This window comes from Pseudomonas sp. BIGb0558, from assembly GCF_024807515.1.
Taxonomy (GTDB): Bacteria; Pseudomonadota; Gammaproteobacteria; order Pseudomonadales; family Pseudomonadaceae; genus Aquipseudomonas; species Aquipseudomonas yamanorum_A.
The window spans coordinates 66,047-85,086 of record NZ_JANUEW010000020.1 but is presented as its reverse complement, the minus strand read 5'-3'; the positions used below and the strand labels follow the sequence as shown (position 1 = coordinate 85,086).

15 protein-coding genes and 1 pseudogene are annotated in these 19,040 nt (G+C 59.3%); 10 read left to right on the top strand and 6 right to left on the bottom strand.

Translation table 11 applies throughout. The annotated features are described in order from the left end of the window. Positions 1–248: 248 nt before the first annotated feature. The 6 genes from hrpA (at position 249) to M2400_RS21840 (ending at position 9,464) form a co-directional block, all read left to right on the top strand. Positions 249–4,160 (top strand): ATP-dependent RNA helicase HrpA, encoded by a 3,912-nt coding sequence (hrpA, locus tag M2400_RS21865; protein WP_259198032.1) that lies wholly within the window; start codon positions 249–251, stop codon positions 4,158–4,160. A 286-nt stretch (positions 4,161–4,446) separates the two neighbouring features. Next, a complete protein-coding gene (locus M2400_RS21860; protein WP_177044906.1) occupies positions 4,447–5,568 on the top strand; it encodes a beta-ketoacyl-ACP synthase III in 1,122 nt (373 codons plus the stop codon). 25 nt (positions 5,569–5,593) lie between these two features. After that, the gene (locus M2400_RS21855) at positions 5,594–6,208 is read left to right on the top strand and encodes an RNA polymerase sigma factor (protein WP_177079502.1); all 615 of its coding nucleotides are present in this window, start codon (positions 5,594–5,596) and stop codon (positions 6,206–6,208) included. After that, positions 6,202–6,435, top strand: a complete 234-nt coding sequence (locus M2400_RS21850; protein WP_259198027.1) for an anti-sigma factor — start codon at positions 6,202–6,204, stop codon at positions 6,433–6,435. The genes M2400_RS21855 and M2400_RS21850 overlap by 7 nt, the downstream gene beginning before the upstream one ends. Positions 6,436–6,774: 339 nt before the next feature. Next, positions 6,775–8,109, top strand: coding sequence for an OprO/OprP family phosphate-selective porin (locus M2400_RS21845; protein ID WP_177121661.1), 1,335 nt, complete (start codon positions 6,775–6,777; stop codon positions 8,107–8,109). A 230-nt stretch (positions 8,110–8,339) separates the two neighbouring features. After that, positions 8,340–9,464, top strand: a complete 1,125-nt coding sequence (locus tag M2400_RS21840) for a GNAT family N-acetyltransferase (RefSeq protein ID WP_177044898.1) — start codon at positions 8,340–8,342, stop codon at positions 9,462–9,464. An 11-nt stretch (positions 9,465–9,475) separates the two neighbouring features. Here the strand turns inward: M2400_RS21840 and aqpZ are convergent, their stop codons facing one another. From aqpZ to M2400_RS21815, 5 genes are all read right to left on the bottom strand, one after another. Next, positions 9,476–10,177 (bottom strand): aquaporin Z, encoded by a 702-nt coding sequence (aqpZ, locus tag M2400_RS21835; protein ID WP_177044896.1) that lies wholly within the window; start codon positions 10,175–10,177, stop codon positions 9,476–9,478. 179 nt (positions 10,178–10,356) lie between these two features. Continuing rightward, positions 10,357–12,189 carry an ABC transporter ATP-binding protein gene (locus tag M2400_RS21830; protein ID WP_259198021.1) on the bottom strand — a complete coding sequence of 611 codons (1,833 nt, stop codon included), beginning with the start codon at positions 12,187–12,189 and terminating at the stop codon, positions 10,357–10,359. Between the two features lie 83 nt (positions 12,190–12,272). Further along, positions 12,273–12,836 carry a peptidylprolyl isomerase gene (locus M2400_RS21825; RefSeq protein ID WP_259198020.1) on the bottom strand — a complete coding sequence of 188 codons (564 nt, stop codon included), beginning with the start codon at positions 12,834–12,836 and terminating at the stop codon, positions 12,273–12,275. Between the two features lie 3 nt (positions 12,837–12,839). Next, on the bottom strand, positions 12,840–13,643 hold the full coding sequence (locus M2400_RS21820) for an alpha/beta fold hydrolase (RefSeq protein ID WP_259198018.1): 804 nt from the start codon (positions 13,641–13,643) through the stop codon (positions 12,840–12,842). A 13-nt stretch (positions 13,644–13,656) separates the two neighbouring features. Then, positions 13,657–14,580, bottom strand: a complete 924-nt coding sequence (locus M2400_RS21815; RefSeq protein WP_010176499.1) for a LysR family transcriptional regulator — start codon at positions 14,578–14,580, stop codon at positions 13,657–13,659. A gap of 49 nt (positions 14,581–14,629) precedes the next feature. Here M2400_RS21815 and M2400_RS21810 point away from each other — a divergent pair, with 49 nt between their 5' ends. The 3 genes from M2400_RS21810 (at position 14,630) to M2400_RS21800 (ending at position 16,768) form a co-directional block, all read left to right on the top strand. Then, complete coding sequence (locus M2400_RS21810; RefSeq protein ID WP_259198013.1) at positions 14,630–14,944, top strand: 3-phosphoglycerate kinase; 315 nt, start codon at positions 14,630–14,632, stop codon at positions 14,942–14,944. A 151-nt stretch (positions 14,945–15,095) separates the two neighbouring features. After that, on the top strand, positions 15,096–15,695 hold the full coding sequence (locus tag M2400_RS21805; RefSeq protein WP_177113844.1) for an FMN-dependent NADH-azoreductase: 600 nt from the start codon (positions 15,096–15,098) through the stop codon (positions 15,693–15,695). Between the two features lie 203 nt (positions 15,696–15,898). Next, positions 15,899–16,768: a carboxylate/amino acid/amine transporter gene (locus M2400_RS21800; protein ID WP_259198011.1), complete on the top strand. Its 870-nt coding sequence runs from the start codon at positions 15,899–15,901 to the stop codon at positions 16,766–16,768. Here M2400_RS21800 and M2400_RS21795 read toward each other — a convergent pair. Continuing rightward, positions 16,765–17,301, bottom strand: a pseudogene (locus M2400_RS21795) (mechanosensitive ion channel family protein); the annotation flags it as partial. The gene M2400_RS21800 and the pseudogene M2400_RS21795 overlap by 4 nt on opposite strands. A gap of 191 nt (positions 17,302–17,492) precedes the next feature. Here M2400_RS21795 and M2400_RS21790 point away from each other — a divergent pair. Then, positions 17,493–18,923, top strand: a complete 1,431-nt coding sequence (locus M2400_RS21790; RefSeq protein WP_259198009.1) for a hypothetical protein — start codon at positions 17,493–17,495, stop codon at positions 18,921–18,923. Positions 18,924–19,040: the final 117 nt, after the last annotated feature.

The following is a 19,040-nucleotide window of genomic DNA, read 5'->3' as shown; positions in this document are numbered from 1 at the left end:
CTTCTCCCTGGCGTTGTGTATCGCAAAGGCTGCGATCATCAACGCCCCATTAGAACGACTCTCGCTATTTGAACTGTAAAGATTGTTCTGAGTGGGACGTGTGATCTATTTACCAACGACGTAGGAAAGAGCATTCGGCGACAGACTCGTCCTTGTTCGCCGAAATCTGCGACAATCGCGGCCCTGAATTTTGCCGATCACGTCACCGCAGGCCCACCTGCCTCACTAAGAAGACCTTTGCGTATCTGATGACTGACCAAGCGCCCGCTATCGACCAACTGCTGAAAAACCTCGATCACGCCATGCTCGCCGACCGCCACCGCTTGCGGCGGCAGCTGCTTGAGCTGCGCAAGAAACCCGATGAGGAAAAACTTGCGCAGTGGGTGACGCGGATGCAGGCCTCCTGTGCCCAGGTGACGGCGCGGCGTGCCAGCCTGCCGGTGATTCGTTACGACGACAGCCTGCCGATCGCCGCCAAGCGCGACGAGATCAAAGAGGCGCTGCTCAAGCATCAAGTGCTGATCATTGCCGGTGAGACCGGTTCGGGTAAAACCACGCAGTTGCCGAAAATCTGCCTGGAAATCGGCCGCGGCCAATACGGCCTGATCGGCCACACCCAGCCACGACGGATTGCGGCGCGCAGCGTGGCCAGCCGGGTTGCCGAAGAGTTGGCGACGCCGCTGGGGTCGCTGGTGGGTTATCAGGTGCGGTTTGAGGATCAGAGTGACTCCAACACCCTGATCAAGCTGATGACCGACGGTATCCTGCTGGCCGAAACCCAGAATGACCGCTACCTCGAACGCTACGACACGATCATCGTCGACGAGGCCCATGAACGCAGCCTGAACATCGACTTCCTGCTGGGTTACCTGAAAACCCTGCTGCCACGGCGCCCGGACCTCAAGGTCATCATCACCTCGGCCACCATCGACCTGGAGCGCTTTTCCAAGCACTTCGACGATGCGCCGATTGTCGAGGTGTCGGGCCGCACCTTCCCGGTGGAAACCTGGTACCGCCCGTTGACTCTGGAGCAGGACGAGGAGGGCAACCGCGTCGAGGACGACCTGACCGTCGACCAGGCGATTCTCGCCACCCTCGATGAGATCGCCGCCTTTGAACGCAGCGAGCGCAAGAGCCCTGGCGATGTGCTGGTGTTCCTGCCCGGCGAGCGCGAGATTCGCGACGCCGCCGACATGCTGCGCAAGGCCCAGCTCAAGCACACCGAAATCCTGCCGCTGTATGCGCGCCTGTCGCCGGCCGAGCAGCAGCGGATCTTCCAGTCCCACCCGGGCCGCCGCGTGGTGCTGGCGACCAACGTCGCGGAAACCTCGCTGACCGTGCCGGGCATTCGCTATGTGATCGACAGCGGCACCGCGCGCATCAGCCGCTACAGCTACCGGGCCAAGGTCCAGCGTTTGCCGATCGAGGCGATTTCCCAGGCCAGCGCCAACCAGCGTAAAGGCCGGTGCGGGCGGGTTGAGCCGGGCATCTGCGTGCGCCTGTACAGCGAAGAAGACTTTATCGGGCGCCCGGAATTTACCGACCCCGAGATTCTGCGTACCAACCTCGCGGCGGTGATCCTGCAGATGTTGCACCTGCGTCTGGGCGAGATCACCGACTTCCCGTTTATCGAGCCGCCGGATGGCAAGGCCATCAGCGACGGTTTCAACCTGCTGCAAGAATTGTCGGCCGTCGACCGCAACAGCCAACTGACGCCGATGGGCCGCCAGCTGGCGCGCTTGCCGGTGGACCCGCGCATGGGCCGCATGTTGCTGGAAGCCGCCAAGCTTGGCAGCTTGCAGGAAGTGCTGATCGTCGCCAGTGCGATGTCGATCCAGGATCCGCGCGAGCGCCCGCCGGAGCGCCAGCAGGCCGCCGACCAGGCTCACGCACAGTGGAAAGATGCCGACTCCGATTTCGCCGGGCTGGTGAATCTGTGGCGCGGCTTTGAAGAACAGCGCCAGGAGCTGACCGCCAGCCCGCTGCGTAACTGGTGCCGCAAGAATTTCCTGAATTACCTGCGCCTGCGGGAATGGCGTGATTCCCACCGCCAGTTGAGCCTGATCTGCCGCGACATGCAGCTGACCGTCAACAAAGAGCCAGCAGACTTCCCGAAACTGCACAAAGCCGTGCTGTCCGGCCTGCTCAGCCAGATTGGCCAGAAGACCGAAGAGGGCGATTACCTCGGCGCGCGTCAGCGGCGTTTCTGGATTCACCCTTCGTCGGGCATCGGCAAGAAGCGCCCGCAATGGCTGATGACCGCCGAACTGGTGGAGACCACCAAGCTGTATGCGCGGATGGTGGCCAAGATCGATGCCGACTGGATCGAGCCGTTGGCCGGGCACCTGATCAAGAAAAACCACTTCGAACCCCATTGGGAGAAGAAGCGCGGCCAGGTGGTGGCGTTTGAGCAGATCACCCTGTTCGGGTTGATCATCGTCGGTCGCCGGCCGGTGCACTACGGGCCGATTGATCCGGTGACGTCCCGGGAACTGTTTATCCGCGAAGGCCTGGTGCGCGGCGAGATTCAGTCCCGGGCCCGCTGCCTGACGGCCAACCAGCAACTGCTGGAGCAGCTCGACGAGCTGGAAGCCAAGGCCCGCCGGCGCGACATCCTGGCGGACGAAGAAACCCTGTACGCGTTCTACGATGCGCGCTTGCCGGCGGAGATTCACCAGACCGCGACCTTCGACAGCTGGTACAAGGTCAACAGCCAGAAAGACCCGCAACTGTTGATCATGCGCGAGGAGGATGTGCTGGCCCGCGAGGCCAGTGAAGTCACCGCCGCCCATTACCCCGACACCTTGCACCTGGGCGACCTGGCCCTGGCCTTGAGTTATCACTTCGAGCCCAATCACCCGCGGGACGGCGTGACCTTGCGCGTGCCGGCGCCTCTGTTGCCGGCGTTGCCTCCCGAGCGCCTGGAGTGGCTGGTGCCGGGTGTGATCGAGGCCAAGTGCATTGCCCTGGTGCGCAACTTGCCCAAGGCGTTGCGCAAGAACTTCGTGCCGGTGCCGGATTTCGTCAAGGCAGCGTTGCAGCGTATCGAGTTCGGCCAAGGTTCGTTGCCCCAGGCCTTGGGGCGCGAGCTGTTGCGCATGACCGGGGCACGGGTCAGCGATGAAGCCTGGGCCGAGGCCGCGCAGCAGGTGGAAAACCACCTGAAGATGAACCTGGAAGTGGTCGACGGCCAGGGCAAGTTCCTCGGCGAAGGCCGCGACCTGGCCGAGCTGACCGCGCGTTTTGCCGAAGCCAGCCAGGCGGCGTTGGCCGTGCCGCAGACTGCGAAAAGCCAGCAGCCGGTGGAGGCCAAGGTGTTCGCGGCGGTGGCCGAGAAAACCCAGCAAAACATCGCCGGGCTGTCGATGACGGTTTATCCGGCATTGGTAGAAGAAAGTGGCACGGTCAAGGAAGGGCGTTTCTCCACCGCCGCCGAGGCCGAGTTCCAGCACCGTCGGGCATTGCAGCGCTTGCTGTTGCAGCAATTGGCCGAACCGGCAAAATTCCTGCGGGGCAAGTTGCCCGGCCTTACCGAGTTGGGGCTGATGTACCGCGAGCTGGGGCGTATCGAAGCCCTGGTGGAAGACATTCTGCTGGCCAGCCTCGACAGCTGCGTGCTGGAAGGCGAGGCCAGCCTGCCGCGAGACGGCGCAGGCCTGGCCGCCCTGGCCGAGCGCAAGCGCGGCAGCTGGACCGAGCATGCCGAGCGCCAGGCACGCTTGACCCTCGAAATCCTGAAGCTGTGGCATGGCCTGCAAAAACGCTTCAAAGGCAAGATTGACCTGGCCCAGGCCGTGGCCCTGAACGATATCAAGCAACAACTGAGCAACCTGGTGTATCCCGGTTTCGTGCGGGAAACCCCGGCTCAGTGGTTCAAGGAGCTGCCGCGTTTCCTCAAGGCCATCGAACTGCGCCTGGAGAAATTGCCGAGCCAGGTGCAGAAGGATCGGGTCTGGAGTACCGAACTGGGCGGCCTGTGGAGCCAGTATCAGAACCGCCTGAACAAACACGCCCAGGAAGGCAAGCGCGACCCTCAGTTGGAGCTCTATCGCTGGTGGTTGGAGGAATATCGGGTGTCGTTGTTTGCCCAGCAGTTGGGTACCAAGGTGCCGATTTCCGACAAGCGTTTGAGTAAACAATGGAGCCTGGTCGAAGCATGACCGACGTGCGGCAAGCAACTGTGGCGAGCGACTGTGGTGAGCGAGCAAGCCACAGTCGCTCGCCACAGGGGTAAAGGTGTTTGTCCGGGACAGGGCGCCAAGTTCTCGATGTTGTGGCAAACTTCGCGGTTATAAATGCCGGGATCGTCGAGTTGGGCTGGTGCAGCCGTGGCGCGATGGAATAAAGCGTTTCCAGTTTGAAGGCCGCTGGGCGGCATAAAACTACTTACGGTTTGGTACGACGGTACCAATACCCTTCTGCCTGAACAGATTTAGAGGAACGACCGTGCATAACGTCGTCATCAGCGGCACAGGCCTGTACACCCCGGCCAACAGCATCTCCAACGAAGAGCTGGTGCAGTCTTTCAATGCTTACGTGCAACAGTTCAACCTGGATAACGCCGCCGCCATCGAACGCGGTGAGGTTCAGGCCCTGACCGAATCCAGCGCCGCCTTCATCGAAAAGGCCTCGGGCATCAAGAGCCGCTTTGTCATGGACAAGGCCGGCATTCTCGACCCGCAGCGCATGGCGCCGCGCCTGCCCGAGCGTTCCAACGACGAGTGGTCGATCCTCTGCCAGATGGCCGTGGGTGCTGCCGAGCAAGCCTTGCAGCGTGCCGGCAAGACCGCCGCCGACATCGATGGCGTGATCGTCGCCTGTTCCAACCTGCAGCGGGCGTACCCGGCGATTGCCATCGAAGTCCAGGAAGCGCTGGGCATCCAGGGTTTCGGCTTTGACATGAACGTGGCGTGCTCGTCGGCGACCTTCGGCATCCAGAACGCCGCCAACAGCATCCAGCTCGGCCAGGCCCGGGCGATCCTGATGGTCAACCCGGAGATCTGCACCGGTCACCTGAACTTCCGTGACCGTGACAGCCACTTCATCTTCGGTGACGCGGCCACTGCGGTGATTCTGGAGCGCGCGGACCTTGCTACATCGAAGCATCAATTCGACGTAGTGAGCACCAAGCTGCTGACCAAGTTCTCCAACAACATCCGCAATAACTTCGGTTTCCTCAACCGCGCGGCGGAAGAGGGCATCGGTGCTCCAGACAAGCTGTTCGTGCAAGAAGGCCGCAAAGTCTTCCGTGATGTCTGCCCGATGGTCGCCGAGTTGATCGGCAAGCACCTGACGGAAAACCAGCTGAATGTGGGCGATGTGAAGCGTTTCTGGCTGCATCAGGCCAATCTCAGCATGAACCACCTGATCGTCAAGAAACTGCTGGGCCGCGAGGCATCGGTGGAAGAAGCGCCGGTGATCCTCGATACTTACGCCAACACCAGCTCGGCCGGTTCGGTGATTGCGTTTCACACCTATCAGGACGACTTGCCCAAGGGGGCTGTGGCCGTGCTCAGCTCGTTTGGCGCTGGGTATTCGATTGGTAGCGTGATTCTGCGCAAACGCTGATCATGTTTTGAAATCGAGGTCTTGAATGGCAGCAGCGGACGACGCGCACCTGCTTGAACGATTGCTCAAGGGCGAGCAGCGGGCCTACAAGGAAATGGTCACCACCTACCAGAGCGCCATGCGCGCCGTGGCCTATGCCATCGTCGGCCAGCGCCATGCCGATGAGGTGGTGCAGGACGCCTGGCTCTCGGTAGTGCGCAACCTGGCGAAGTTCGAGGGGCGCTCCAGCCTCAAGACCTGGCTGCTGACCATCACGGCCAACTCGGCCAAGGGCCGCTACAAGCAAAATCGCCGGGAAGTGCTGCTCGATGACCTGCCGTCACCCCACGGCACCATCGGCGATGATCGCTTTGTGCCGGATGACGGTCACTGGGCCGTCGCGCCGTTTGCCTGGCACCAGGACACACCCGAAGCGCTGCTTACCGAAGACGAACTGCGCGAATGCCTGGAGCACACCCTGGCCAGTCTTTCCGAGCTGCAAGGCAGTGTGTTGCTGCTGCGGGAGCGTCAGGGCCTGGAATTGGAAGAGATTTGTAATCTTCTGACACTATCGCTCTCCAATGTTCGTGTGCTGCTGCATCGAGCACGGCTTAAAGTCTTCGCCACGGTGGAGCATTTTGAGGAAACCGGCGAATGTTGACCTGTAAGGAACAAGTGGCGCGCTCCAGTGACTTTCTCGATGGGCAACTGACCCTTCGCGAACGTCTGCTGGTGCGCCATCACCTGATGTTCTGCCCCAACTGCCGGCGCTTTATCCGGCAGATGCGCTTGATGCAGGCGACGCTGAAGATCCTGCCCGAGCCGCCAATCGCCGATATTGATGCGTTGGCCGAACGCCTGGCCGCCGAGCGTTCCCGCGACCAGTAATACCCGTCACTTTTCACACTGAAACGAAGCCCGCATCGGTAAAAGATGCGGGCTTTTTTTTGCTCAAAAAATAATCAATATGAAAAATATTTCATTTTTCTCGGGTGTTTTTACATTTTGCAACATCTGGCATTTTCACCATTTTATCGCTCTTAAGCCTTGATGTATGGGGCCTTTGGCTTATTTCGATTGGCTATTAAAAAGTTCCCGAGTAACAAAATCTTTATGTTTCAGCAACCCACCTGAAATATCCCCTCGCCAAGATCGCCCCCCAACACGAGCGGCTCTAAACCGCGTGTTTTGCCAATGCACAAGACCATCAATTAGGGGGATTCTTCGATGATCCGTAAGCACTTCGCCGGTTTCGCGGCCAGCGTCCTGGCCCTGGCTGTCACCGCCCAGGCTTTCGCCGGTACTGTCACTACTGACGGTGCCGATATCGTTGTCAAAACCAAGGGCGGCCTTGAGGTTGCAACTACCGACCAGAATTTCAGCTTCAAGCTGGGTGGTCGCTTGCAGGCTGATTACGGCACCTTTGATGGCTTTTACACCAAGAACGGCAACTCGGCCGACGCGACGTACTTCCGTCGCGCCTACCTCGAATTGGGCGGCACGGTGTACAAGGATTGGAAATACCAGATCAACTACGATTTCTCCCACAACTCCGGTAACGCCGACGATGGCTACTTCGACGAAGCGTCCTTCTCGTACGTAGGCTTCAAGCCGGTGGTGATTCGCGCGGGTCGTTTCGACCAGGACTTTGGCCTGGAAAAAGCCACCAGCTCCAAGTGGGTGACCGCCATCGAGCGTAACCTGGGTTATGAAGTCGCCGACTGGGTCAACTCCCATGAAAACGGCATGGGCCTGCAAGTCAGTGCCGTGGTGGCCGACATGGCCTACCTGTCCTCCGGCGTGTCGTCCAAGGACATCAACGACAAGAACGGCAAAGGTGTGAAGCAGTTCAACGCCCGTGCCGTGTTTGCGCCGATGCACGACAGCGGCAACGTCTTGCACCTGGGTGTGGACGTAGCGGTGCGTGACCTGAAGGACACCTCGTTCGACTCACGAATCCGTCCTCGCCTGGACGCTCGCGGCGTTGCCACCAACGGCGGCAACGATGCCGGCGCCAACGGCAACCGTGCGACCTTCGGCGGCGGCGTGGGGCTGGACTCCGGCAACCTGACCGCGAACGATGCCTACGACACCGACACGGTGTTCGGTGGTGAATTTGCCTTCGCCCGTGGCCCGCTGTCTGTGCAGGCCGAATACCTGAATCGCAAGATGAAGGCCGACAGCAGCGCTTATCAGGACGTGAAGGCCACAGGTTTCTACGGTCAGGTGGCCTACACCCTGACCGGCGAGTCCCGGGTCTACAAACTCGACGGCGCCAAGTTCGACACCATCAAGCCGCAGAACAAGCAGTTCGGTGCGTGGGAAGTGTTCTACCGCTACGACAACATCAGCGTTGATGACAAAAACGTGGTGCGTAACAGCGCGACCCGTGAAGTGGGCGACGCCAAGGCCAGCCTGAACACCATCGGCGTCAACTGGTACGCCAACGAAGCGGTGAAGATCTCTGCCAACTACCTCAAGGTCAGCACTGACAAGATCCAGAACGCCAATGGCGACGACAGCGGCGACGCCATCGTAGCCCGCGTGCAATACGTGTTCTAAGCAACCTGTAACACCGCTCCAACGCGCTCTTTCTTCATCCGTTAAAGCGCTCCTCATTTGGTTTTGCCCTGCCGTTTGGCGGGGCTTTTTTTTGCGTCGAGCCTTGTAGGAGCAAGCTTGCTCGCGAAGAACCAGAGACCACCGTGTTCTGTCAGAATGGTCGCGTTTTCGTTAACGACCATCGCGAGCAAGCTCGCTCCTACACAAAGCTGTGACCGTCGGGGAATGGGATGCCGTTACAACGTTTGAATAACCTGTCCGAGATTGCGCCCGATGAATGGAACGCTTTGGTCCCCGTCGATCAGCCGTTTCTGCGCCATGCGTTTCTCAGTGCCCTGGAAGACAGTGCCAGTATTGGCCCGCATTCCGGCTGGCAGCCCGAGCATTTGCTGCATTACGAAGGTGGCCGGTTGATTGCCGCGTTGCCCAGCTATCGCAAATGGCATTCCTACGGTGAATATGTGTTCGACCACGGTTGGGCCGACGCCTGCGAGCGTGCGGGCATCGACTACTACCCGAAGTTGCTGACGGCCGTGCCCTTCAGTCCGGTCAGCGGTCCGCGCCTGTTGGCGGCCAGCGCCCAGGACGGTTTCGAATTGCTTAAAAGCCTGCCCGGTTACCTGGAGATCGAAGGCCTTTCCAGCGCGCATATCAACTTTACCGATGCCTTGGCAGACACGGCACTGGCTGAGCAGCCGGGTTGGCTGCAGCGCCTGGGTTGCCAGTTTCATTGGCAGAACCGCGGTTACCGTGACTTTCAGGACTTCCTCGACGCCCTGAGTTCACGCAAGCGCAAACAGATGCGCAAGGAGCGCGAACAGGTGGCGGGGCAGGGCATCGAGTTCGAGTGGTTGCAAGGCCATGAGTTGAGCGAGGCGCAGTGGGATTTTGTCTATGCCTGTTACGCCAATACCTACGCCGTGCGCCGACAATCGCCCTACCTGACCCGGGCGTTTTTCAGCCTGCTGGCCGAACGCATGCCCGAGGCCATTCGCGTGGTGCTGGCCAAGCAAGGTTCACGGCCGGTGGCCATGGCCTTCAGCCTGATCGGCGGCGACAGCTTTTATGGCCGTTATTGGGGCTGCCTGGCGGAGTTTGACCGGCTGCATTTCGAGACGTGTTTTTATCAAGGCATGGACTATGCGATTGCCCATGGCTTGCAGCGTTTCGACGCCGGCGCCCAGGGCGAGCACAAGTTGATTCGCGGGTTTGAGCCGGTGATCACCCATTCCTGGCACTACCTGCGGCATCCGGGATTGAAGGCGGCGGTGGCGGATTTCCTGGAGCGCGAAAGCGTGGGGATTCTGGCGTATGCCGAAGAGGCGAGAACAGCCCTGCCTTACCGGCAGGGCTGAACCCGGTTGGCTCAGGCTGTTTCTTCCTTGCCCAGCCATCGATAGGTGAAACCGCCGACCACTGCACCCAGGATCGGCGCCAGCCAGAACATCCACAACTGCTGCAGCGCCCATCCGCCGACAATCAGCGCCGGGCCGGTACTGCGGGCCGGGTTGACCGAGGTGTTGGTGACGGGGATCGAGATCAGGTGGATCAGCGTCAGCGCCAGGCCGATGGCGATCGGCGCCAGGCCTGCCGGGGCACGGCGGTCGGTGGCGCCGAGGATGATCAGCACAAACATCGCTGTCATCACCAGCTCACAGACAAACCCCGCTGCCATCGAATAACCACCGGGCGAATGCTCGCCATAGCCGTTGCTGGCGAGCCCCGAGGCCAGTTCGAACCCGGGCTTGCCGCTGGCGATGAAGTACAACAGCGCGGCGGCGATGGTGCCGCCGATCACCTGGGACACGATGTACGCCGGTAACTCCCTGGCCGGAAATCTTCCGCCCACTACCAGCCCCACCGAGACTGCCGGGTTCAGGTGACAGCCGCTGATATGCCCGATGGCAAATGCCATGGTCAGCACCGTGAGCCCGAACGCCAGGGCCACACCGAGCAGACCGATCCCGACGTTGGGGAACGCTGCGGCCAACACCGCACTCCCGCAGCCGCCCAACACCAGCCAAAACGTACCCAGTCCTTCCGTAACGGAACGTTTGAACAGTGACATGAACACATCCTTAGTAGATTTCTCTATCTGATTAACGGGTCTGTAATGCGTCCCTGCTGCCTTAAATCAGGGCCCTCCTGGGGCCTGATTGGAGTACAGCAGGATTGTGTCGCGAGACCAGCGGGATAGAGAAAACTGTCAGAATTGTTCGGAATTGAGGTAGTCGTTAACCAACGGAATCAGTCTATTCCGACGAACCCGCCGGTCTGGTGTTGCCACAATCGCGCATACAAACCGCCGTGTGCGAGCAGTTCGGCATGGCTGCCGCTCTCGGCAATCTGGCCTTTTTCCAGCACTACCAGCCTGTCCATTCTGGCAATGGTGGAAAGGCGGTGGGCGATGGCGATTACCGTCTTGCCCTGCATCAGGGTTTCCAGGCTTTCCTGGATCGCCGCTTCGACTTCCGAATCCAGCGCCGAGGTGGCTTCGTCCATGATCAGGATCGGCGCGTCCTTGAGCAGTACCCGCGCAATGGCGATGCGCTGGCGTTGCCCGCCGGAGAGTTTGACCCCGCGCTCGCCGACGTGAGCATCCAGGCCGGTGCGGCCCTCGGCGTCCGACAGCAGCGGAATGAATTCGTCGGCCCGGGCCTTGTGCACGGCAGCCCAGAGTTCTTCATCGGTGGCGTCCGGCTTGCCATACAGCAGGTTGTCGCGGATTGAACGGTGCAGCAGCGAGGTGTCCTGGGTGATCATGCCGATCTGTTCGCGCAGGGTTTCCTGGGCGACTTCGGCGATGTTCTGGCCGTCGATCAGGATGCGTCCGCCTTGCAGGTCGTACAGGCGCAGCAGCAGGTTGACCAGGGTGGATTTACCCGCACCGGACGGCCCGATCAGGCCGATTTTTTCACCTGGCTTGATGTCCAGGTTCAGGCCGCTGATGATTCCGCTCTTCTTGCCATAGTGAAAATCCACCTGATCAAACCGCACTTCGCCATGGGGCACTTCCAGGCGCGGGGCGTTCTCCCGGTCGGTTACCGCCAGCGGCTGGGCGATGGTTTTCAGGCCGTCCTGCACCATGCCGATGTTTTCGAAAATGCCGTTGACCACCCACATGATCCAGCCGGACATGTTGACGATACGAATCACCAGGCCGGTGGCCAGCGCGATGGCGCCCACCGAAATCAGCGACTGGGTCCACAGCCACAGGGCAAGGCCGGTGGTGGTGACGATCAGCAGACCGTTCATGGTGGTGATCACAATGTCCATGCTGGTCACCACACGGCTGGCCATCTGGGTTTTCTCGGTCTGCTCGACGATGGCTTCCTTGGCGTAGTTCTGCTCGAAATTCGTGTGAGCGAACAGCTTCAAGGTGGTGATGTTGGTGTAGCCGTCGACAATCCGCCCCATCAGTTTGGAGCGTGCCTCGGAGGAAATCACCGAGCGTTCCTTGACCCGCGGCACGAAGTAACGCAGGGCCAGGCTGTAGGCGACGATCCAGGTAATCAGCGGGATCATCAGGCGCCAGTCGGCTTCGGCGAACAGCACCAGGGCGCTGATGGCGTAGATCGCCACGTGCCAGATCGCATCCACGGCGGCCACTGCAGAGTCGCGCAGGGAGTTGCCGGTTTGCATGATGCGCTGGGCAATACGCCCGGCGAAGTCGTTCTGGAAGAAATTCAGGCTCTGCTTGAGCACATAGCTATGGTTCTGCCAGCGGATCAGGCTGGTCATGCCGGGGCTGATGGTCTGGTGCACCAGCAGGTCATGCAGGGCGCCGAAGATCGGGCGCAGCAGCAGGGCGACCACGGCCATCCAGATCAGCTCGGTGGCGTGGATCTGGAAGAAGTTGGTGGGTGGCGTGCCCTGGGCCAGGTCAATGATGCGGCTCAGGTAGCTGAACAGCGCCACTTCGATCAGCGCGCCGATCAGGCCCACCACCAGCAAGGCGGCAAAGCATGGCCATACCTGGCGCAGGTAATAGATATAGAAGGGCAGGACTTTATCGGGAGGAGCGGCGCTGGGAGCGTCGCGGAAGATGTCGATCAGTTGTTCAAAACGACGATAGAGCATTAGGTCTGACGCCCGCGCGGCGGGCTCTCCTGTTCAAATGCGCACGGTGCCTTTTGGGCACCGCGCGAAACTCCCTGTAGCCTTCAGTCGATGCGCTTGGCCGACTTGATCAGGACAGGATCGATTGGCACGTTCTGCATGCCCTGTTTGGTGGTGGTTTGCGAGTTGACGATGATGTCGACCACGTCCATGCCCTTGACCACTTTGGCGAACACGGCGTAACCGGCATCGCGGCCCGGGTCGAGGAAGGCATTGTCCGCAACGTTGATGAAGAATTGGCTGGTGGCGGAGTTCGGGTCGTTGGTACGGGCCATCGACAAGGTACCGCGCACGTTATGCAGGCCGTTGCTGGCTTCGTTCTTGATCGGTGCTTCGGTCGGCTTTTGCGACATTTGCGAGGTGAAACCGCCGCCCTGCACCATGAACCCCGGGATTACCCGGTGAAAAATGGTGTTGGTGTAGAAGCCCTTGTCGACATAGGCCAGGAAGTTCTTGGTGCTGATCGGGGCCTTGACCGGGTCCAGTTCGATTTCGATGTCGCCATTGGTGGTAGTGATCAATACGTGCGGTGCCTTGGTAGGCTCGGCCGCCATCAGGTTGGCAGCGAACAGTACGGAACCGGCAAAGAAGGCGATTTTTTTCAGCATGGGTCAGTGATCCTGGGTTGTGGTTTCGACTGTCTTGAGAAAATCGAGCAGGGTGTTATTGAAGTGTTCGGGTTGGTCCAGCGGCGTGGCATGGCGGGAATCCTCGATCACCACCAGTCGCGCATCGGGCAGCAGTTTTACATAGATTTCTTTCTGCGCCACGGGGGTGTAGTCGTGGTCGGCGCTGATGACCAGGGTTGGACAGGAAATTCTCGAAAGTTGTTCCTGTACGCCCCAGCCAACAATTGCATCGAAGCTGGCGAGGTAAGCACGTTTGTCGTTTTTTGCCCAGCGTTCGGTCATCTTGCGGCGCAGTTCGGCCTGTTCGGGCTTGGGGAACAGCATGCTGCCCAGGGCTTTGCCGATGGTGTTCAGGCTGAGGATGCGCGCCAGGCTCCAGCGCCTGGCCCACTGCCAATAGTCACTGGCGCTGTGAACCTTGACCTGGGGCGCGCTGTTGACGATGCATAGGCTCTTGAGCCTCTGTGGTTCGTCCACCGCCAATTGGAACGCAATCATGCCGCCCATGGACAGGCCGACCACATGGGCCGGCGGCAGTTGCAGGTGTTCGATCAAGGCCACCAGGTCGGCGGTGAAGCCCGAGATGCTGTAGCGTTCCCGGGGTTTGTCGGAGCGGCCGTGACCGCGTACATCCACCACGATCAACCAATAGTGTTTTGACAGCACCGGCACTTGCAGCTCCCAGTCCAGGCAGCTCGAGCCCAGGCCGTGGATCAGGATCAGCGGCGTGCCATGGCCATATTCCTCGTAATGCAGGGTGCAACCTTCATGTTCGAAATAGGCCATGTGAACTCCTTGTTCAGGCTTGTTGCGGTGCGGCGAAAGGTGCGTCCAGCGGAGCAGTGTCGAAGGTGCGCAACAACTCGACAAGAATCTGCGTGGCCGGGCCCAGGGGTTTGTCCTTGTTCGAGTAAAGATAGAACGTCGGGTTGCGGCTGCCACCCCGTTCCAGGGGCAGCAGCTTGAGCAAGCCTTCCTTGAGTTCGCGTTCAATTAGATGCCGGGGCAACCAGGCAAAGCCCAGGCCGCTGCTGACGAAGGTGGCGGCGGTGGGCAGGCTGCCGACGGTCCAGCGCTGTTCGGCACCGAGCCAGCCGACGTCCCGTGGCTGTTGGCGGCCGGAGTCGCGGATCACCACTTGCATATGGCTTTCCAGGTCCTGGAAGCTCAGTTCACGGTGCAGGCGATGCAACGGATGATCGGGATGGGCCACGGCGACAAATTCGACGTCGCTCATTTCCGTTCCCAGGTAACCCGGAATGATAAAGCTGCTGATGGCAAGGTCGGCCATGCCATCGATCAGCAGCTCTTCGACACCGGACAGCACCTCTTCCCGCAGGCGCACCCGGCAACCGCGACTTTGCGGCATGAAAGCGGTGAGGGCGCGCACCAGGCGGGCGTTGGGGTAAGCGGCATCGACCACCAGCCGCACCTCGGCTTCCCAACCCTGTTCCATATGGTGGGCGAGGTCTTCCAGTTGGCTGGCGTTTTTCACCAGTTGCCGGGAGCGGCGCAGCAGCACTTCGCCGGCTTCGGTGAGCACCGCCTTGCGCCCGTCGATGCGCAGCAGCGGCACGCCGAGCTGGTCTTGCATGCGAGCCACGGTATAGCTCACCGAGGATTGCGAACGGTGCAGGGCTTCGGCGGCCTGGGCGAAGCCGCCATGGTCGACCACGGCTTGCAAAGTGCGCCATTGATCGAGGGTAACGCGGGGCGCTTTCAAGATGAGCTCCTCTTGTCCTAAGCTGGCGGTCCTTATTGGAGACTGCCGAATGAGAAAATTCTGTTGTGTGCTGCTGGCGCTGCTGCCATTGAGCGCGTTTGCATTTACTACCGACGTTACGAAAGACATTCAGGGCGTGAAGATCGATTACAGCGCGTCGGACGTCGACAGCAATATCAGTTCGATCCAACTCACCAACTACGGCTCCAATGATGCTGAGTGCAAGGTACGCTTTACCAACGGCCCGGAAGCCCCGCGTACTCGCAAGCTCACGGTGGCTGCGGGGAAAACCACCAACACCACGGTCAATTTCAGCCGTGCCATTATCAAGATGCGTATCCAGCTGACGTGCGCACCGAAATAAGGCAAAAGCGGAGATTGCGTACAGCGATACTCCGCTTATAAACAAATTTCTAGATGGGTTATAGCAGTTTTTTACGCTTTTTAATCGAACGAGCCCTGATTAACCTTCACTCCATCGCCTTACAGCATTCACCGATGGAGCTTACATAATCATGGCCCGTGTTCTGATCATCGAAAGCAGCGCCCGTCAGCAGGACTCAATCTCCCGCCAACTGACCCAACAATTCATCAGCCAATGGAAAGTCGCCCACCCGGCGGATCAGATCACCGTGCGTGACCTGGCCGTCAACCCGGTGCCGCACCTGGACGCCAACCTGTTGGGTGGCTGGATGAAACCTGCCGAGCAGCGCACCGCCATCGAACAGGCCTCTTTGGACCGCTCCAACGAACTGACCGACGAACTGCTGGCCGCCGATGTATTGGTAATGGCCGCGCCGATGTACAACTTCGCGATTCCCAGCACCCTCAAAGCCTGGCTCGACCATGTGCTGCGTGCCGGCGTGACCTTCAAGTACACCGCCACCGGTCCACAGGGCCTGCTGACTGACAAGCGCGCCTTTGTGCTGACCGCTCGCGGTGGTATCCATGCCGGTGGCAGCACCGACCACCAGGAACCGTACTTGCGTCAGGTCATGGGCTTTATCGGCATCCATGACGTCACGTTCATTCACGCCGAAGGGGTGAACCTGGGCGGTGATTTCCAGGAAAAGGGCGTGAACCAGGCCAAGGCACTGCTGGCACAAGTGGCGTGAGATGTTAATCGTCAGATAATCGCCCGCTGTTTAGATAGCTCCACGCAACCCTTCAAGTACGCGTATCGAACCTCCCTTTGCACTTTTTGCTCCTGAGTGCTCCTGCCCGACTGACGCTTTTAGCGAGGTCGGGTTTTTTTTGCCTTGAGTTTCGTAAAAGGCCGAAAACCGCTAATGTCGCGCCCATTCAAAATGAGGCGAGCATGGGCTATCTACTTGTTGTGACGCTGATCCAGGCGTTTTCTTTCAGCTTGATCGGCGAATACCTGGCCGGTCACGTCGACAGTTACTTCGCGGTGCTGGTGCGCGTGGTGCTGGCCGGGCTGGTGTTTATCCCGCTGACCCGCTGGCGTTCGGTGGAGCCGGCGTTCATGCGCGGCATGCTGCTGATCGGCGCGCTGCAGTTTGGCGTGACCTACGTGTGCCTGTACCTGAGCTTCCGCGTGCTGACGGTGCCGGAGGTGCTGCTGTTCACCATCCTGACGCCGTTGCACGTGACCTTGATCGAAGACGCGCTGAATCGCCGCTTCAACCCGTGGGCGCTGGTGGCCGCACTGGTCGCGGTAGCGGGTGCTGCGGTGATTCGCTTTGACCAGATCACCCCGAACTTCTTCATGGGCTTTTTGCTGCTGCAACTGGCCAACTTCACCTACGCCGCCGGGCAAGTGCTTTATAAGCATCTGGTGGCCCGTCATCCGAGCGATCTGCCGCATTACCGGCGTTTCGGGTACTTCTACCTCGGCGCATTGGCGGTGGCGTTGCCTGCGTTCCTGATGTTCGGCAAAGCCAACTACCTGCCGGAAGCATCGTTGCAATGGGGCGTGCTGGTATTCCTGGGGCTGGTCAGCACGGCACTGGGCATGTACTGGTGGAACAAGGGTGCATGCATGGTCAATGGCGGCACCCTGGCGGTGATGAATAACCTGCATGTGCCGGTGGGGTTGCTGCTCAACCTGCTGATCTGGAACCAGCACGAGCCGCTGGGCAGGTTGCTGCTGGGCGGGTTGGTGATTCTGGGGGCGGTGTGGATCAGTCGGCTGGGCATCAAGTCGCCCAGCCGCTCCGTGGCTTAAAGCGCGCGGCTTTCGGGCGCCGGCAAATGGCTGGCGCCCAACACCGCCGGCAACATCCCCGCCCGCAAGTCACCGCCGCTCGGCTGCTGGTACAGGCTCAAGCCAAATTCCGGCAGCACCGCCAGCAGGTAATCGAAGATATCGCCCTGGATGCGCTCGTAATCGGCCCACGCAGTGGTGCGGGTGAAGCAGTAGATCTCCAGCGGAATGCCCTGGGCCGTGGTCTGCATCTGCCGCACCATGCAGGTCATGTTCGGCTGGATTTCCGGGTGGCTTTTCAGATAGGCCAACGCATAGGCGCGGAAGGTGCCGATATTGGTCATGCGCCGGCGGTTGGCGGACATCGCGGCGACATTGCCCTGGGCTTCGTTCCAGGCCTTGAGTTCGGCCTTTTTGCGGCTCATGTAGTCGGTCAGCAGGTGTACCTGGGAGAGTCTCAGCTCTTCGTCGTCGCGGATGAAGCGCACGCCGCTGGCGTCGATGTACAGGCTGCGCTTGATCCGCCGGCCACCGGAGGCCTGCATGCCGCGCCATTACAACCGGTAATTTTTCATACTATCTAGACCTTCCCCGCAGTCCCTTACCCCCGAAACGCCCAAAAAACCACCAGTCCACTCATTAACCCAGGTTTTCGACAGAGGATGTCTCCCGGTGCCTTGACCCAATCTCCACAAACTATGTACTAAGTACTAAGTCCAGAAACCCCTACAAGGAGCTACCCCGAATGGAATCATCTAGCACTCCTCCGGCCCAGCTGCCAGAGCAGAACCTGAACCCCCGAGAGCTAACGCCTGCCTTCACAAAGCTCAGCCCAACCCCTCCAGAAGCTCACCAGCCCTCACAATCCCAGCAAGCCCAGCACCCTCAACCTGAAGGCGCATCAGCTCTGTCCCTGGCTCTCCACAACGCTCTGATGTACCAGCGCACTCTCCCGCGAGAAGAGCGCACTACCCACTTGGTTGAGTTTGCTTACGAAAGACTCGACGCTATAACGCGAGTGATAGAACAGCATTTGCCATCCCTCAAGCCAGACCTAAATTCGCTACAAAATCTTCTAAATATTGCCTCCCAAACAACTCTCAAACCTGAACAAGCGGCTGAGCTGAAAGAAACTTACAAACGCACCCATGAGAGCGTATTTCCTGTAAATGATAAGTATCTCTACTGGCACCACCAGCTCCATAGGCTTTCGGCAGATCACAGTTTGAGCTCTATATCGTGGGATCATTTGAAAAGGCTGGAAGAAGAATCATATGCGGATGATGAGTTAAAGGCTCTTGTTCATGAGCTGAAGTTGTCATTTGGTCGTGTGAAGGATGTGTCCGATAGCCAAGGGTTCAGGCAGATGTTTGAGTTCTACGGCGAAGCACTTGTATATTCGAAGCTCAGCAAGCACTTCAAGACTAAGCGGATCGTGGCGAAAAAAGATTCGAAGCCTGACTTCGTTTGCGCTCTGCCGAATGGAAAGGAGTTCTATGTTGAGTTGAAATCTTTGGATCTGGTGGAGGCTTCGCTTCGATCAGATCAGATGCATGAAGACGCGATGAATCAGAATATCGAAATCGAAGACCAGCTTCGGAAGGGTAATAGAATCGCGATGGCAGAAAGGGAGATCGCTCCATTTAAACCGCCGTTTGATGATGGCTCATACGATCCGCGTTCTTTTTTGCTAGTTATTAATACGCTGATGAAGAAGGCAAGGTCTGCCTTCAAAGATTCTCAGTTTGCCCAGGGCCCAACATTCGCTTTTATGCTTTGTGATCGATTGCGAATTCCCAAGGGCAACGATAGCGTCGCCCCTCAGTACTTCGACCATGATTATGAGTCAGACATTTCTGGTGTGCTTTGGAATGCATGCTTCGCCAAAATAGGTACACCAATCTCCAAAGTGCCCGACTTTGAAGGTGCTCCGACATTCGATGGTCATATGTCCAAACATGGGCTACTTGTGGATGAGTTCATCCCATTCCCGAGCGGTGCGGTTATATTCTCCACGTTTTGGGGGCAAGAGGATGCCTTGATGGGTCTCTACGACTCCAAATGGCAGCCGACTCCAGATTGGACTGAAGAAGATACTCAAAGCGTGATCCACGTGCTTTGTACCGCGTACAACGACGAACGAAACTCGTATGGTCAGTCGGTCGGCATGAACTGATCTTGCTAAGTGAAAAAACCGTCCAGCGCTAGGCTCTGTACGAAATGCATCCGAGCTCGCCCATGCTGCGTTGAACACGCGCTCGGATGCTCATTTACTCCAGTAAACTCCGCTTCG